Origin of the sequence: Microbacterium atlanticum (assembly GCF_015277815.1) — a bacterium.
Taxonomy (GTDB): domain Bacteria; phylum Actinomycetota; class Actinomycetes; order Actinomycetales; family Microbacteriaceae; genus Microbacterium; species Microbacterium atlanticum.
In genome coordinates this window covers 38,505-53,885 of sequence record NZ_CP063813.1, presented here as the reverse complement: position 1 = coordinate 53,885, position 15,381 = coordinate 38,505, and the positions used below count along the sequence as shown (strand labels likewise).

General features: G+C 69.9%; 14 protein-coding genes. 7 read left to right on the top strand and 7 right to left on the bottom strand.

Features of this window, described 5'->3' with window-relative positions; genetic code table 11:
- Positions 1-13: 13 nt before the first annotated feature.
- Positions 14-1,300, bottom strand: coding sequence for an adenylosuccinate synthase (locus IR212_RS00265; protein ID WP_194397063.1), 1,287 nt, complete (start codon positions 1,298-1,300; stop codon positions 14-16).
- Between the two features lie 138 nt (positions 1,301-1,438).
- Here IR212_RS00265 and IR212_RS00260 point away from each other — a divergent pair, with 138 nt between their 5' ends.
- The 7 genes from IR212_RS00260 to IR212_RS00230 all read left to right on the top strand — a co-directional run bounded on the left by IR212_RS00260 (position 1,439) and on the right by IR212_RS00230 (position 8,939).
- Complete coding sequence (locus IR212_RS00260; RefSeq protein ID WP_194397062.1) at positions 1,439-1,603, top strand: hypothetical protein; 165 nt, start codon at positions 1,439-1,441, stop codon at positions 1,601-1,603.
- 20 nt (positions 1,604-1,623) lie between these two features.
- Entirely contained in the window at positions 1,624-1,797 is a 174-nt protein-coding gene (locus IR212_RS00255) for a hypothetical protein (protein ID WP_194397061.1), read from the top strand.
- A gap of 18 nt (positions 1,798-1,815) precedes the next feature.
- The gene (locus IR212_RS00250; protein WP_194397060.1) at positions 1,816-2,817 is read left to right on the top strand and encodes an HNH endonuclease signature motif containing protein; all 1,002 of its coding nucleotides are present in this window, start codon (positions 1,816-1,818) and stop codon (positions 2,815-2,817) included.
- A 25-nt stretch (positions 2,818-2,842) separates the two neighbouring features.
- Entirely contained in the window at positions 2,843-3,505 is a 663-nt protein-coding gene (locus tag IR212_RS00245) for a Pr6Pr family membrane protein (protein WP_337907610.1), read from the top strand.
- A 256-nt stretch (positions 3,506-3,761) separates the two neighbouring features.
- Complete coding sequence (locus IR212_RS00240; RefSeq protein WP_194397059.1) at positions 3,762-4,496, top strand: Pr6Pr family membrane protein; 735 nt, start codon at positions 3,762-3,764, stop codon at positions 4,494-4,496.
- Positions 4,497-4,676: 180 nt separating this feature from the next.
- A complete protein-coding gene (argG, locus tag IR212_RS00235) occupies positions 4,677-6,119 on the top strand; it encodes an argininosuccinate synthase (protein ID WP_194397058.1) in 1,443 nt (480 codons plus the stop codon).
- 192 nt (positions 6,120-6,311) lie between these two features.
- A complete protein-coding gene (locus IR212_RS00230; RefSeq protein WP_194397057.1) occupies positions 6,312-8,939 on the top strand; it encodes a penicillin acylase family protein in 2,628 nt (875 codons plus the stop codon).
- A gap of 29 nt (positions 8,940-8,968) precedes the next feature.
- On the opposite strand, the gene mnhG is transcribed toward IR212_RS00230, so the two are convergent.
- From mnhG to IR212_RS00200, 6 genes are read right to left on the bottom strand one after another with little or no spacing between them, the layout of a single operon-like run.
- A complete protein-coding gene (gene mnhG, locus IR212_RS00225; RefSeq protein WP_194397056.1) occupies positions 8,969-9,343 on the bottom strand; it encodes a monovalent cation/H(+) antiporter subunit G in 375 nt (124 codons plus the stop codon).
- Complete coding sequence (locus tag IR212_RS00220; protein ID WP_194397055.1) at positions 9,343-9,609, bottom strand: MrpF/PhaF family protein; 267 nt, start codon at positions 9,607-9,609, stop codon at positions 9,343-9,345. The genes mnhG and IR212_RS00220 overlap by 1 nt, the downstream gene beginning before the upstream one ends.
- Entirely contained in the window at positions 9,606-10,238 is a 633-nt protein-coding gene (locus IR212_RS00215; protein ID WP_420488606.1) for a Na+/H+ antiporter subunit E, read from the bottom strand. Before IR212_RS00215 ends, IR212_RS00220 begins: the two co-directional genes overlap by 4 nt.
- Positions 10,235-11,818, bottom strand: a complete 1,584-nt coding sequence (locus IR212_RS00210) for a Na+/H+ antiporter subunit D (RefSeq protein ID WP_194397054.1) — start codon at positions 11,816-11,818, stop codon at positions 10,235-10,237. The genes IR212_RS00215 and IR212_RS00210 overlap by 4 nt, the downstream gene beginning before the upstream one ends.
- Entirely contained in the window at positions 11,815-12,360 is a 546-nt protein-coding gene (locus tag IR212_RS00205; RefSeq protein ID WP_194397053.1) for a Na(+)/H(+) antiporter subunit C, read from the bottom strand. Before IR212_RS00205 ends, IR212_RS00210 begins: the two co-directional genes overlap by 4 nt.
- On the bottom strand, positions 12,357-15,290 hold the full coding sequence (locus IR212_RS00200; RefSeq protein WP_194397052.1) for a Na+/H+ antiporter subunit A: 2,934 nt from the start codon (positions 15,288-15,290) through the stop codon (positions 12,357-12,359). Before IR212_RS00200 ends, IR212_RS00205 begins: the two co-directional genes overlap by 4 nt.
- Between the last annotated feature and the right edge of the window lie 91 nt (positions 15,291-15,381).

The following is a 15,381-nucleotide window of genomic DNA, read 5'->3' as shown; positions in this document are numbered from 1 at the left end:
GTCTGAAGCGGCGTCAGTCGACGAGGTCGTGACGCACGATCACGGCGTCGCGCGCGGCACCCACGCCGATCACCGAGATGCGCGTTCCGCTCATCGCCTCGAGCGCCAGCACGTACTGCTGCGCCTCCACAGGGAGGTCCTCGAAGGTGCGGGCGCCCGAGATGTCGTGCTTCCAGCCCGGGAAGTACTCCAGGATGGGCGTGGCGTGGTGGAAGTCGGACTGGTTCACCGGGACCTCGTCGAATCGCTGACCCTCGACGTCGTAGGCGACGCACACCGGGATCCGATCGAGACCGGTGAGGATGTCGAGCTTGGTGAGCACCAGGTCTGTGATGCCGTTGATGCGCGTGGCGTACCGCGTGATCGGCGCGTCGTACCAGCCGACGCGACGCGGACGGCCCGTGGTGGTGCCGAACTCGAAGCCGCGCGAGCGCAGGAAGTCGCCGTTCTCGTCGAACAGCTCGGTGGGGAAGGGTCCCGAGCCGACGCGGGTCGTGTAGGCCTTGACGATGCCGACGATGCGGTCGAGGCGGTTCGGTCCGACGCCCGAGCCGGTCGCGGCCCCGCCCGCCGTCGCGGACGAGGAGGTGACGAAGGGGTAGGTGCCGTGGTCGACGTCGAGCATCGTCGCCTGGCCGCCCTCGAAGACGACGACGTCGCCGGCGTCCAGCGCCTCGCTCAGCAGCAGGCCCGTGTCGGCCACCATGGGGCGCAGCCGGTCGGCGTACGCGAGCAGGTCGTCGACGATCTCGTCGCACGTGATGGCACGGCGGTTGAAGACCTTCACCAGCAGGTGGTTCTTCTGGTCCAGCGCCCCCTCGACCTTCTGGCGCAGGATGTTCTCGTCGAAGAGGTCCTGCACGCGGATGCCGACGCGGTTGATCTTGTCGGCATACGCCGGGCCGATCCCGCGACCGGTCGTGCCGATCTGGCGCTTGCCGAGGAAGCGCTCGGTGACCTTGTCGAGCGTGCGGTGGTACTGCGTGATGATGTGCGCGTTCGCGCTGACGCGAAGGCGCGAGGTGTCGAGGCCTCGCGCGTGCAGCGCCTCGAGCTCCGCGAAGAGCACCTCGAGGTCGACGACGACGCCGTTGCCGATGACGGCGTTCACGCCGGGCGAGAGGATGCCGGAGGGCAGCAGGTGGAGGGCGTACTTCTCGTCGCCGATCACGACGGTGTGGCCGGCGTTGTTCCCGCCGTTGAACTTGACGACCCAATCGGTGCGCTCACCGAGCAGGTCGGTCGCCTTGCCCTTGCCCTCGTCTCCCCATTGGACTCCGACGATCACGATGCCTGGCATGGGCTACTCCCCCGCTAGCGGACGGTTACACCCCATCCTATCCGGGCGGGCCGAGGGGGCCGGATGCCGCGGCCCGGCGGCGAGCGGCTTCGCCACGCTGAGAGCGGCGATGTCGGAGGTATGTTCTAAAGTCAGAGCATGTTCAGCGATCCCGAGATCCCCGGCAGGATCTTCCTCGACGACGTCGATCGGGTCGTCGAGACCGCCGACATGATGACCGTGTTCGCAGCCGAGCGACTGGTGCACATCGATGCGATGCGGCGCGAGGCCTGGCGCAGGCCGGCCGCAGCGGGCGGGTCCTGACCCCGGTGGTGGAGCGCGGCGTGCGGCTGGAGCTCGCGGCCGCGCTGCGCGTGACCGAGCACGCGGCGGGGAGTCTGATGAGCTTCGCCGAGGCCGTCATCCACGACTTCCCCTCCGTGCTGACCTCGATGGAGCACGCGGCCATCACCGAGGACCACGCGAGCATCCTGGTGGGCGAGCTGCGCGAGCTGTAAGCGGACTTCCACGACCGCGTGCTCGAGGCGGGGCTCGCGCTGGCGGAGCAGGAGCCGGTGGGCACCTTCCGCCGCAAGCTGCGCACGCTGATCGAGAGCGTTCGCTCCGCGACCCTCACCGAGCGCCACGAGGCGGCCCTGAAGAACCGGCGGATCGCGATCGAGCGCGCCGACGACGGCATGGGCTGGCTCCACCTGTACGGGCCGATGGTCGCGATCGAGGCGGCACACGCCCGCGCCACCGCGATGGCCAAGGCGATCCGCGCGGCACACGTCGAGACCGTTCCGGATGCGTGCGAGGGGGATGCGAGCGCTCTGCACGAGTGCGCGCGCTGCGTGCCGGCGGGCGACCACGGCGGCGGCACGCAGGCGGGCGACGAGCGCACCCTCGAGCAGGTCCGCACCGACGTGATCCTCGACCTTCTGATCGACGGCCGCACCGACCTCCACCCCGACGCGGCCCGCGGCATCACGGCGACCGTCGTGGTCACCGTCCCCGCGCTCGCACTGCTCCACGACTCCGATCGGGAACGAGCGGCGGCGGGGATCGCGCCGCCGGTCGTCGAGGGCATGGCCCCGATCCCCCTCTCCGTCGCGAAGGAGCTCGCCGGCGGCGCCGCCGGGTGGACGCGCGTGCTGACCCACCCCGAGACCGGGATGGTGCTGTCGGTCGGCCGTGATCGGTACGCACCACCTCCGGCACTGGCGAAGCTCGTCAAGTGGCGGGCCGACCGCTGCATGGGCCCGGGGTGCGGGATGCCGGCCTCTCGGTGCGACGTCGACCACCACGTGGACTGGGCCCGCAACGGCCACACCTCGCTGACCAACCTCGGCCCGCTGTGCAGAGGTCACCATGTCGTGCGACATCACACCGAATGGACGGTCTCGGCCGTTCCGGATTCCGGCGGAGCCGTTCTCTGGACATCGCCGACCGGGCGCCGGTACGTCGTCCAGCCGGAGCGTCCGGTCCCTGTCTTCCGTCCGTTCTCCGAGGACTCCGCGGGCGCCGCGCCGTTCTGAGCGCCGACGACGCTAGGGTGACGGCATGCGGACGACGTCGTTTGCCGGCGTGTGGACCGCCGCACGTGCGGCGATGGCGATCGCGATCATCGCCGGCATCGTGGCCCAGCTCGCGAAGTCGATCGGCACCGCCGCCGAGCTCGGACGCGACATCACGACGACGATCGCGAACTTCTTCAGCTTCTTCACGATCCTCTCCAACGCCTCGGCGGGGATCGTGCTGCTGTGGGCGGCCGTGTGGTTCGTCGTCCGCCGACGCGGCCCAGGCGCCGTCGAGCCCACGGGGCTGGCCATCGCGCTCGCGTCCGTGAGCACCTACATGATCATCACGGGCATCGTCTACAACCTCCTGCTGCGCAACATCACCCTGCCGCAGGGGAGCGAGCCGATCCCCTGGTCGAACGAGGTGCTGCACCTCATCGGACCGCTGTTCCTCCTCGCCGACGTCTTCCTCGGTCCCTGCCGACGAGCTCTGCCCTGGCGTGCGCTGTGGGCGATCGTGGCCTTCCCGATCGCCTGGGTCGCCTACACGATGTCCGCGGCGGCCTGGTCACCAACCCCGTCTCCGGCGACCCGTTCTGGTACCCCTACCCGTTCCTCAACCCGAACGCGCCGGGCGGCTGGGCTTCGGTCATGGGGTACGTCGTCGGCATCGCGCTGGCGATCATCGCGGTCGGCGCCTTCGTGATGTGGTGGGGTCGCCGCATCGGCGCGGCGTCCGCCGCGGCAGACGCCGACTCCGCACTCGCGCAGGGGATGTAAGCGCTTGTAGAGATTGTCCCCCGAACGGCGGACATGTTGTGCGCTTGCCACAAAGCCGAATGACGGACACGCGTTTTCCGCGCTATCCGAACACCAAGGTTCCCCCTCGCCGCGCCCTGCCGGGAGTACACCAGTGCCCGGGGAAACGACACGTGAACGCGTGATGTCGAAAGGGGCAGGAAATGCGCTGGGCATGGTTCCGAATCGGGGCGGCAGTCACCGGATGCTCGGGGATCGTCGCCGGTTTCATCGTCAATGTGGATCGCGCGGCACGCCAGGGTCACAGCCCTGTCGTGGTGCTGACGAACTACTTCAGCCTGTTCACGATCGTGTCGACGACGCTCGCCGCCGTCACCCTCATCGTGGCCGCATCATGGGCGATGCGGCACCCGGGCTCGAGGCGCGAGCCGCTCGGCATCGCACTCGCCGTCGCGGCCGTCACCGGACCCGTTCTGCTGCTCGGCCTCGTCTACAACATGCTGCTCCGCGACCTGCCGTCGGCCGTCGCTCTGGGGGACTCCGTCGGCATCGCAATGCTCGACACCTACGCCGCCGATGTGCTGCACGTCGTCCTGCCGATCTACTTCGTCCTCGACCTGCTGCTCGCACCGCGCCGGCGCGCGCTGCCGTGGTGGACCCTGATCGCGCTCATGGGTTATCCGCTCGTCTGGACGGTCTACACGATGATCCGCGGCGAGCGGGTCGCGAACCCGGACGGGACCACGCCGTGGTGGTACCCATACCCGTTCCTCGACCCTCACGGCGCCGGAGGGTATCCGTCCGCGTTCGCGTACATCGGCGCCATCCTCGTCGCCTTCCTGGCGATCGGCACGATGATCATCCTCATCGGCCGCTACCGCGATCGGCGTGCCGCCCGCCACGGCGCGCCGGCGGCCCACGGGCCGCTCGTGGCGTGAGCGCGGCGGCCCACGGGCCGCTCGTGGCGTGAGCGCGGCGGCGGTCTGAGTCCACCGGTCGAGGCGGGGACCGGCCGGAGGACGGAGGGGCGGATGCAGCAGGCATCCGCTCCTTCCTCGTCGTCACGGTGACGAGCTCGGTTCGAGGCATCCGATGGCCGCTCAGTAGACTTGTGATCCATGTCGAAGGTCCTCCAGTCCCTGCCCGTCGGCGAGCGCGTCGGCATCGCCTTCTCGGGAGGACTTGACACCTCCGTCGCCGTGGCGTGGATGCGCGACAAGGGCGCCATTCCGTGCACGTACACCGGCGATCTCGGGCAGCCCGACGAGGACGACATCGCCGCGATCCCGGACCGCGCGCTGACGTACGGCGCCGAGATCTCACGCCTCGTGGACTGCAAGCCGGCCCTCGTGGAGGAGGGCTTCGGCGCCCTGGCGTGCGGCGCCTTCCACATCCGCTCGGGCGGTCGCACCTACTTCAACACCACGCCGATCGGCCGCGCCGTCACCGGCACGCTCCTCGTGCGGGCCATGAAGGAGGACGGCGTCGACATCTGGGGTGACGGCTCCACCTACAAGGGCAACGACATCGAGCGGTTCTACCGCTACGGACTCCTCGCCAACCCGGCGCTGCGCATCTACAAGCCGTGGCTCGACGCCGACTTCGTCACCGAGCTCGGCGGTCGCCAGGAGATGAGCGAGTGGCTCGTGGCCCACGGCTTCCCGTACCGGGACTCCGCCGAGAAGGCGTACTCGACGGACGCGAACATCTGGGGCGCCACCCACGAGGCGAAGACGCTCGAGCACCTCGACGTCTCGCTCGAGGTCGTCGAGCCCATCATGGGCGTGAAGTTCTGGGACCCGGCGGTCGAGATCGAGCCCGAAGACGTCACCGTGACCTTCGAGGCGGGCCGTCCGGTCGCGCTCAACGGCGTGGACTACGCCGACCCGGTGCAGCTCGTCTTCGAGGCCAACCGCATCGGCGGCCGCCACGGCCTGGGCATGAGCGACCAGATCGAGAACCGCATCATCGAGGCGAAGTCGCGCGGCATCTACGAGGCGCCCGGCATGGCGCTGCTGTTCACGGCGTACGAGCGCCTGGTCAACGGCATCCTGAACGAGGACACGCTCGCGACCTACCACGAGCAGGGCCGGCGCCTCGGCCGCCTCATGTACGAGGGACGCTGGCTCGAGCCGCAGTCGCTCATGCTGCGCGAGTCCATCCAGAAGTGGGTGGGGTCCACCATCACCGGCTCGGTGACGCTGCGCCTGCGACGCGGCGAGGACTACACGATCCTCGACACCAGCGCCCCGCGCCTGTCGTACCACCCCGACAAGCTCTCGATGGAGCGCGTCGGCGACGCCGCCTTCGGCCCGACCGACCGGATCGGCCAGCTGACCATGCGCAACCTCGACATCGCCGACTCGCGGGTGCGCCTGGAGTACTACGCGGCGAAGGGTCTCATCGGCGGCGCGACCGGCGAGCTCGTCGGTCACCTCGCACCGGGTGAGGCGGATGAGATCACCGAGCGGGCCGAGCGGTTCAGCGCCGAGCAGGAGGAGCTCGCGGAGGCGACGGATGCCGCGTCCGAAGCGGCCGCGTTCGATTCCGGCACCGACTGACCGATCGCGCCGATCCGCGGCGCGGGGCTGCGGCGACCGGCTGATGGGTGCGCAGAAGCGAGGGCGATTCGGCGCCGCGCGCAATCGGGGTTAGCATGCGATCGGTGCCGCGCCGACCCGAACGCGCGCGGCACCGGATCTCGCGATGCCTGACACCGCGTTCCCGACCCCAGACGCCCGGAAAGCCTTTCGATGTCGAAGCCTGAACCATCCCCGTACGCCGTCGACGAACCCGCTCCGCGGCGGTCGGTGGGGCGGACCGTCGGCATCACGCTCTACAGCGTGCTCGCGGGCATCGTGGTGATCGCGCTGATCGCGGTCGGCTTCGTCGTCTACACCGCGCAGCGGTCGTTCCCGACGCTGAGCGGCGAGGTGACGGCGCCGGCGCTCGATGACGAGGTGACCGTGCAGCGAGACGCGCTCGGCATCCCCACCATCACGGCGTCGTCATCGCACGACCTCTTCTTCGCGCAGGGTTACGTCCACGCCCAGGACCGGTTCTGGGAGATGGACTTCCGCCGCCACGTCACGAGCGGCCGGCTCTCGGAGCTGTTCGGCGAGTCGCAGCTCGCGACCGACAAGTTCCTGCGCACGCTCGGCTGGCGGGCGATCGCCGAGCAGGAGGTCGAGGCGCTCGACGAGACGGAGCGTGCCTACTACGACGCCTACGCCGCCGGCGTGAACGCCTACCTCGCCGACAACGACGGGACGGACGCGTCCTTCGAGTACGCCATCCTGGGGCTGCAGAACCCGGACTACGAGATCGAGCCGTGGACGCCGGCCGACTCCGTCGCCTGGCTCAAGGCGATGGCCTGGGACCTCCGCAGCAACATCGAGAGCGAGACGGAGCGCGCGGTGATCGCCTCCGACTTCACCGAGGCGCAGATCGACCAGCTCTACCCCGGCTACCCCTTCGACCGCAATCCGGTCATCGTGCCGCAGATCTCCACAGTGCCGGCGGTCGGCACGGTGCCCGACCAGCCCGCCGACGGCGAGACGGAGGCATCGTCCGGCGACCCGGACGCTGACGCCTCGGTGATCGAGTGGACCGAGGTCGGCGGCGTCCTGGAGGCGGTGAGCGAGCTCGTCGGCGACGCGGGCGAGGGCATCGGCTCGAACTCGTGGGTCGTGTCGGGAAGCCTGACGGACACCGGGATGCCGCTGCTCGCGAACGATCCGCACCTCGGCGCCTCGCTGCCGAGCGTGTGGCACCAGATCCAGCTGCGATGCGAGACGGTCGACGAGGAGTGCCCCTTCGACGTCGCGGGCTTCAGCTTCTCGGGACTTCCCGGCGTGATCATCGGTCACAACGACCGCATCGCGTGGGGCTTCACGAACCTCACCACCGACGTCACCGACCTGTACCTCGAGAAGGTGCAGGGCGACTCCTCCTGGTACGACGGCGCCCTCGTGCCGCTCGAGACGCGCACCGAGACCTTCGAGGTCGCCGGGGGCGAGGACGTCGAGCTCGAGGTGCGGTCCACCGTCAACGGGCCGATCGTCTCGGGGCTGACCGGCGACTTCACCGCCATCGCCGACGCGCCGTACACCGGCACCGACGGAACGGTCGCCGCCCCCGCCGACGCACCCGAGGGCGAGGTCGCGGTGAGCCTGCGCTGGACGGCGCTGCAACCCGGCACCACGGCATCCGCGATCTTCGCCCTCAACAGCGCGCGGGACTTCGACGACTTCCGCGCGGCGGCGGCCCTGTTCGACGTGCCGGCGCAGAACCTCATCTACGCCGACGTCGAGGGCAACATCGGCTACCAGACGCCCGGGAAGCTGCCGATCCGCGGCGCCGGCGACGGTTCGATGCCTCAGCCCGGCTGGGACTCCGCCTACGCGTGGAAGGGCTACATCCCGTTCGAGGAGCTGCCGGTCGCGTACAACCCCGCCGACGGCTACATCGTCACCGCGAACAACGCGATCGTGGGCGAGGACTACTCCTACGAGCTCACGACCGACTGGGACTACGGGTGGCGCGCCGCCCGCATCGACGAACTCATCCAGCGGGCGATCGCACTCGGACCGATCACCGCCGAAGACCTTCGCCTCATCCAGGCCGACAACTATTCCTTCATCGGCATGCGCCTGACCGCCGCCTATGCCGACATCACGACGGGCGACGACGACACCGACGCGGCACTCGCGCTGCTGCAGGAATGGGACGCGCAGAACAACGCGGACTCGGCGGCCGCCGCGTACGCCAACGTGCTGTGGGACACCCTCGCCGAGAACGTCTTCGTCGACGGCCGGGAGGAGGCCGCGCCGCTCAGCGGGCAGGGACGCCTGTTCCTGGTGGTGAACCAGATGCTGGACGACGAGACGTCCGCGTGGTGGGTCAACGACGGGCTCGGGGTGGACGGCATGACCGACATGCTGGAGCAGTCCGCGATCGAGGCGCACGAGCGCCTCGTGGAGCTCCAAGGCGACAACCCCACGCGTTGGAACTGGGGCGGCCTGCACGCGCTGCCGCTCGTGAGCGACACGTTCGGCTCGTCGGGCATCGCGCCGATCGAGTGGCTCTTCAACCGCGGGCCTTTCCCGGTGGGCGGCGGCTCGTCGGTGTCGAACGCGACGGGCTGGGATCTCGGTCAGAGCTTCGCGACGGTCACCGTGCCGTCGATGCGCATGATCGTCGACCTCCGCGACTTCGACGACTCGCAGTGGAACCAGCTGACCGGTCAGAGCGGTCACGCGTTCCACACGAACTACATCGACCAGGTCGAGTCGTGGCAGAAGGCCGAGCTGACGCCGTGGGCCTACACCGACGCGGCCGTCGACGCGACGACCACCGACACGCTCATGCTCCGCCCCTGACCCGGGCGCGACCCTCGCAGCCGGTGCGTTCAGCCACCGGCGGCGGGCGGGGTTCGCGTGGACTCGGCGAGCTCGTCGACCAGGAGCCCGGTCTCGTCGATGGTGCCGTTGCGGTACGCCTGGCGGCCGACCATGTGCGCCGACAGCGGCGCCGTGGCGAGCTGGATCAGCACGACCGGAACGAGGAAGGCCACGACCGGCCACGACCGCAGCGACAGCGCGATCGCCAGGCAGATGAGGATCAGGCCGAGCACCTGGGGCTTCGTGGCCGCGTGCAGACGGGTCAGGACGTCGCCGAAGCGCAGCACGCCGATCGCGGCTGTCAGGCACAGCAGCGCGCCGGCGAGGATCAGCGCGAGCGCGATCCAGTCCAGGACGACGGCAGGGTCCAGTGCGTGGTCCATCAGCGTTCCTGGTCCCTTCTCGCGACGAAGCGGGCGATCGAGATCGACCCGAACACGCCGACGGCGGCGATGATCAGCATGACCGGCAGAGTCCGCGTGTGCTGGTTGATCGCCATCTCCGCGCCGAGCACGCACAGCACCTCGGTGAGGAGGACGTCGGATGCCACTGCGCGGTCGAGAATCGACGGCCCGATGACGATGCGCCACAGCGTCAGCAGCGCGGCGGCGGCGAAGACCACGTAGATGACGATGAGCAGTGTGTTCACCCGGGGCCTCCTTCGGCGTGCGACCCGGTGCCGGCCACCTTGGTGTGCGATCCGAGCGCCTGGCGGACTGCTCGCAGCTGGGCGCGAGAGCCCACGGCGCGCACGATGCGCGCCTCCCAGCGCAGCACGCTCGCGCGCTGCTTCTCCACCGCGTCGGCGTCCGCGACCCCGATCACGTGGAGGTAGAGGATGCGGCGGTCGCGGTCGGCCTCGACGATCAGCGATCCGGGGATGAGGGACGCCGTCACGCCGGTGTGGGTCATGATGAGGTCGTCGTCGGTGCGCAGCTGGACGGCGATGATGGCGGCGCCCGGCTGCCGGCGCAGGTCGAGCACCTGCCACGCGACGACCAGCGAGCCGTGCAGCACCGCGGCGAGGAACTGGAGGACGAACACCAGCCCCCACCACAGGTTGAGCCGACCCGACAGCTCGACGGGCGGCAGGCGGAAGATCCGCGTCACGATGAGCGCGGCCACGAGGCCGGTGAGGAAGGCGAGCCACGTGAACTGCCCCCACAGCAGCATCCACAGCGCGATGAGCCAGGCGAAGAACGGCAGCTGCCGCCACGCCGTCGCGGCAGCCCGGCGCAGACGGCTGGGCGGTGGGGCATCGGCCAGATCCGCGGTCACGGCGCTCCCTCCGTCACCTCGGCGTCGTCCTCGACCTGGCTGATCGAGATCGGCTGCAGCAGCGCCGCGCCGATACGGGTGCACACGTCGTACAGCGGGCCGGCGAACACGGTCAGTGCCACGGTGACCGCCACCATGCCGGTGGTCGCGGCGGTCATGATCCGTGGGATCACGCGGCGCTGGGTCTCGATGCCGGCCGCGGGCGCGGCGCCGAGGTACGAGATGCGCGCCTCGGTCTCGGCCGAGTCCTCGTCCTCGCGCCAGAAGGACAGGTTCCATGCGCGCATCAGGGCGTACAGAGTGAGGAGGCTGGTGAGGATGCCCCCCACCATCAGCACCATCATGATCGGCGTGCCGACCTGCGCCGCGGCGTCGAACAGTGCGAACTTGCCGATGAAGCCCGAGAAGGGCGGCAGCCCTCCGAGGTTGATCGCCGGGATGAAGTAGAGCACGGCGATCACCGGCGCCGCCTTCATGAGCCCCTTGACCCGCAGGATCGAGGTCGACCCGGCATCGCGCTCGACGAGCCCCACCGCGAGGAACAGCGTCGTCTGCACCACGATGTGGTGCACCATGTAGTAGATGGTCGCCCCGATCGCCGCCGGGGTCGCGATCGCCAGCCCGAAGATCATGTAGCCGATGTGGCTGACGAGCGTGAAGGAGAGGATGCGCTTGAGCTCGGCCTGCGCGACCGCTCCGAGGACGCCGACGATCATCGTCGCCAGCGCCACCCACATCAGCAGGTCGTTGACGTTGTTGTCGAGGAACAGCTGGGTCTCGGTGCGGATGATGGCGTAGACGCCCACCTTCGTCAGCAGGCCCGCGAACACCGCCGTCACCGGCGCCGGCGCGGTCGGATACGAGTCCGGCAGCCAGAACGACAGCGGGAAGACGGCCGCCTTGATGCTGAATGCCACGAGCAGCATGAGGTGGAGGATCGTCTGGGTCTCGGCGGGCAGCTCACCCACCCGCTCGGAGATCTGCACCATGTTCACGGTGCCGAGGGCCCCGTAGATCATGGCGATCGCGGCGAGGAAGAGGATCGACGAGACGAGCGAGACGACGATGTACACGACGCCGGTGCGGATGCGGGACTCCGTCGAGCCCAGCGTGATGAGCACGTACGACGCGACGAGGAGGATCTCGAATCCCACGTAGAGGTTGAAGAGGTCGCCCGCGATGAACGCGTTGAAGATGCCGGCGGCCAGGATGAGGTACGACGGGTGGAAGATCGACACCGGGGTGTCGTCGTCGCCGTCGGCGGCGCCCTGCCCGACGGAGAACAGCAGAACCGCCAGCAGCACGACGCTCGAGACCATCACGAGCAGCGCCGCGAGCCGGTCCACGTACAGCACGATCCCGAAGGGGATCGGCCACCCGCCCACCGACACCGCGATCGCCTGGTCGCCGACATCGACCACGTAGAGCAGGATCGCCGAGACCACCGTCACCGTCGTGAGCGTCACGACCGACACCGCGACCTGGGTCTTGCGGTGGCGGCCGGCGATGAGCGCGACGGCGGCGCCGAGGAGTGGCAGCGTGACCAGGAGCGGGACGAGGGCGGGGGCGAACGGGGTCATGCGTCCTCGCCTCCGTCATCCCGACGGCGGGCGGGACGATCGACCGGCGCGTCGTCGCGGACGCCGGCGACGTCCCGAGCGCCGAGGATCATGATCGGCGCGGTCGCCGTGCCGACGAAGTCGGTGGTCGCGTCGTCGTCGGCATCCTCGATCTCGGTCTCCTCGTCCATCGTGTCCTCGGTCTCGGCGGCACGCTCGCGCACCTCGATGTCGGCGGCGTCGTCCGTGACGGTGTCCGCCTGGCCGAGCTGCCACGAGCGGTAGATGAGGGCCAGGAGGAAGGCGGAGACCGCGAACGTGATCACGATCGCCGTCAGCGTGAGGGCCTGCGGCAGCGGGTCCGACATCTCCTCGACCGGCCCCGAGCCGAAGAACGGCGCGATCCCCGGCTCGCCCATCACGATCAGCAGCAGCAGATTGGCGGCGTTGCCGAGCAGGAGGAACCCGATGAGCACCCGCGTGAGGCTGCGCTCGAGCATCGCGTACACGCCGCACGCGAAGAGCACCGCCATGACGATGATGAGCACCAGCGAGACGTTCACGAGACGCTCACCCCCTGCGCCTCGCGCGCACCCTGCGCCTGCCGGTCGACCTCGGCGCCGAGGCTGCGCAGCACGTCGAGCACGAGGCCGATCACGACGAGGTACACCCCCACGTCGAAGATGGTGGACGTGACGAACTCGACGTGGCCGAGCACCGGCAGCTCGGCCTCCCAGAACTGGCTGGTCAGCGGCGCCGCGCCGAAGAAGAGGGGCACGATCGCGCAGGCGACGGCGATGGTCATGCCGGTGCCGAGGAGCCGTCCGGCGTCGGTGGGCGCGGCCGCACCGAGCTCGTAGCGGCCGCCCGCGACGTAGCGCATGACCAGAGCCATGCCCGCGACGAGCCCGCCGGCGAAGCCGCCCCCGGGGAGGTTGTGGCCGGCGAAGAGCAGGTACAGCGACACGATGATGATCGTGTGGAAGAGCACCCGCACGATCACCTCGAGGATGATCGAGCGGTTCTCGGGACGCACGCGCTGCCCGCCCACGAGCCACGCCATCCGTCCGCTGCCGCGCACGTCCTCGCTCTGCTTCAGCCCGTCGGACGTCTCGACGAGAGGTCGGCGAGCGCGTGTGGCGCCGGTGGGAAGGGGCTGGAAGCGCGACAGCGTGTCGGCCCGGTGGGTGACGAACACGAGCGATGCCACACCCGTCGCCGCGAGGATCAGCACCGAGAGCTCGCCCATCGTGTCCCAGCCGCGCAGGTCGACCAGGGCGACGTTCACGACATTGCGGCCGTGGCCGATCTCGTACGCGAGGTCGGGGAAGGCGCCCGAGATCGGCTCCGCCACGCGGGCGCCGGTCGCGACGATCGCCACGAGCGCCATCGTGACGCCGACGGCCGCTCCCAGAACGGCCCGGGCGACCGGCCACACCGAGGCGTTGTGCTCGCCGAGGCGCGACGGGATGCGCCGCAGCACGAGCGCGAAGGCGACGAGCGTCACGGTCTCGACCAGGATCTGGGTGAGCGCCAGGTCGGGGGCGCCGCTCGTCGCGAACAGCAGCACCATGCCGAGCCCGGTGACCGAGACCAGCACGACCCCGGTGTAGCGCTTGCGCGCGCGGATCGCGATCAGCCCGGCCGCGATCATGAGCGGCGCCACGAACAGCTGGGTGGGCGTGTGGTACGCGTCCAGCGACGCCTTCCACTCGTCGCTCGCGATGAGGGCCGTGGCCTCCGCCGCGACGAAGACCACGAAGATCGTCCCCACGTACACCGGCAGCGAGCCGCGCTGCGTGAGGCCCGTCGTGACCACCGAGAGTCGAGCCACACCGCGCAGCGCGCCGTTGTAGGCATCCGCGGCGGTGAAGGGGAGCAGCCGCTTCGCGGGCCGCCACCGGCGGGTGAGCCAGAACACCAGAGCCCCGGCGATGATGGTCGCGAGCGAGATCCACAGGGCGGGCTCGAGACCGTGCCAGAGCGCCAGATGCGCCGGATGCTCGAGCGCGGGCACGCCGGGCGTCGCGAGCGGCGCCTCGTCGGCGTACGGCGTGAACGCTGCGTCGAGCCAGGGCGTGGCGATCCCTGCGACGACCGTGAGCGCCGAGAGGAGGATCGGCGCGACCAGGAAGCCGATCGGTGGATCCGGCCACTCGGTCTCGGGCAGGCGATCGCCGTTCGGCTCGCGCTTGGTCCAGAAGGCGCCCCACACGAACCGGATGCCGTAGGCCGCGGTGAGCGCCGAGCCCAGGGTGATGCCGGCGAGGGCGACGATGCCCCAGACCGCGCCGTGCTCTGCCTCGTGGAGCAGCGCGGTGAGCACACCCTCCTTGGCGACGAACCCGATCGTCGGCGGCAGCCCCACCATCGAGGCCACGGCGATGATCGAGAACGTCGCCATGACCGGCGCCTGCCGTCCGACGCCCGAGAGCTCGGTGAGGTCGCGCGTGGACAGCTGGCGGTCGATGACCCCGACCACGAGGAACAGGGCCGACTTGAACAGCGCGTGACTGAGGAGCAGTGCAAGACCTGCCAGCGCGGCATCCCGCGTTCCGTAGCCGAGCACGACGGTCAGCATGCCCAGCTGACTCACCGTGCCGAACGCAAGCACGCGCTTCAGGTCGGTCTCGCGGAGCGCCTGGAACCCGCCCAGCAGCATGGTGAAGGCGCCGAGTCCGACGACGAGCGGCCGCCACGTGGGCGCGATGGCGAACACCGGCGCGAGGCGCGCGATGAGGTAGATGCCCGCCTTCACCATGGCCGCCGCGTGCAGGTAGGCGCTGACGGGAGTGGGAGCGGCCATCGCGCCGGGGAGCCAGAAGTGGAACGGGAAGATCGCCGACTTGCTCAGGGCGCCCACGAGGATCATCACGAGGGCGGCGTCGACGACGGCGCCCGTCGGAGCCTGGGCGAGGATCGCCGCGATGCTCGACGTGCCGGCCTTCACGACCAGCAGCACGACGCCGATCAGCATCACGAGGCCGCCCAGGGTGGTGACCAGGAGCGCCTGGAGTGCGGCACGGCGACTGGCCGCGCGGCGGTTGTAATACCCGATGAGCAGGTACGACAGCACGCTGGTGACCTCCCAGAACATCACCAGCACGACGAGGTCATCGGTGAGGACCAGGCCGTACATCGCGCCGGCGAACGCGAGCAGCACGGCGGCGAACTGGCCGAGGTTGTCCTTCTTGCCGCGGAAGTACCAGCGGCAGTACATCATCACGAGCGCGCCGACGCCCGTGACCACGAGGGTCATGAGCCATGACAGCGTGTCCATCCGCATCGACATGTCGATGCCGAGCGGCGGGATCCAGGCGTATGTCTCGAACGGAATGTCACCGGCCATGACGGCCGGGGTGAGCACGGCGGCGTGCACGAATCCCGCGATCGGGAGGAGTGCCGCGACGTAGAAGGCCGGCGGGCCCAGGCGTGCCACGAGCCAGGGCATCAGGATGGGGAGGACCGCGAACGCGCCGAGGACGAGGAGCATTCAAGCCTCCTCTGGTCGTCGGCCACACTGGACGTCGGGGGACGGCGCGGACCAAGGCGATCGGGGTGTCGCGAACCATCCTACCGGCCGA

Excerpts from the sequence above, each read along its gene's own strand:
- IR212_RS00265 (WP_194397063.1), bottom strand. The coding sequence starts at position 1,300 with ATGCCAGGCATCGTGATCGTCGGAGTCCAATGGGGAGACGAGGGCAAG.
- IR212_RS00260 (WP_194397062.1), top strand. The coding sequence starts at position 1,439 with ATGTTCAGCGATCCCGAGATCCCCGGCAGGATCTTCCTCGACGACGTC.
- IR212_RS00245 (WP_337907610.1), top strand. The coding sequence starts at position 2,843 with ATGCGGACGACGTCGTTTGCCGGCGTGTGGACCGCCGCACGTGCGGCG.
- IR212_RS00240 (WP_194397059.1), top strand. The coding sequence starts at position 3,762 with ATGCGCTGGGCATGGTTCCGAATCGGGGCGGCAGTCACCGGATGCTCG.
- argG (WP_194397058.1), top strand. The coding sequence starts at position 4,677 with ATGTCGAAGGTCCTCCAGTCCCTGCCCGTCGGCGAGCGCGTCGGCATC.
- IR212_RS00230 (WP_194397057.1), top strand. The coding sequence starts at position 6,312 with ATGTCGAAGCCTGAACCATCCCCGTACGCCGTCGACGAACCCGCTCCG.
- mnhG (WP_194397056.1), bottom strand. The coding sequence starts at position 9,343 with ATGGACCACGCACTGGACCCTGCCGTCGTCCTGGACTGGATCGCGCTC.
- IR212_RS00210 (WP_194397054.1), bottom strand. The coding sequence starts at position 11,818 with ATGACCCCGTTCGCCCCCGCCCTCGTCCCGCTCCTGGTCACGCTGCCA.
- IR212_RS00200 (WP_194397052.1), bottom strand. The coding sequence starts at position 15,290 with ATGCTCCTCGTCCTCGGCGCGTTCGCGGTCCTCCCCATCCTGATGCCC.